Origin of the sequence: Phytobacter sp. V69, from assembly GCF_965644215.1 — a bacterium.
In the GTDB taxonomy this organism is placed as follows: Bacteria; Pseudomonadota; Gammaproteobacteria; order Enterobacterales; family Enterobacteriaceae; genus Phytobacter.
Map to the genome: position 1 here is coordinate 1 of NZ_CBFFRL010000542.1, position 379 is coordinate 379.

Annotated in this window: 1 pseudogene; it reads right to left on the bottom strand. The window is 47.5% G+C overall.

Annotated features, from left to right (window positions below):
* Positions 1–76 precede the first annotated feature (76 nt).
* A pseudogene (locus ACSZPU_RS26380) lies at positions 77–307 on the bottom strand (helix-turn-helix domain-containing protein); the annotation flags it as partial.
* Positions 308–379 lie beyond the last annotated feature (72 nt).

Consider the following 379-nt stretch of genomic DNA (forward strand, 5'->3'; position numbering starts at 1 on the left):
AAAACGTGTGTTTTTAGTCATCCTGTTTACCTCTCTCTCAAAGAGTTTAGTCTCCAGGATTCCCGGGGCGGTTCACAACAACCGCGTGTTCAGTGGCTTCATCGGCGCGGTTCTTCAGGTTGGGGACTCTGCGGTTTTGATTAATCAGCGCGTCAATACCGCCTTCTTCAGCCAGCTCCTGATAGCGATAAAACGTATCTCGCGATACGCCCATGATTTTACAGGCTTTTGAAACGTTACCGAGTTCTTCTGCCAGATTGAGCAGGCCGGCTTTGTGTTTGATGATGGGATTGTTAGTATGGAGCATGAGAGTTACCTCGCGTTTTGTATAAGGATTCGACACCCATATCAAAACCGGTAACTCTCAACCTTTCAAGGT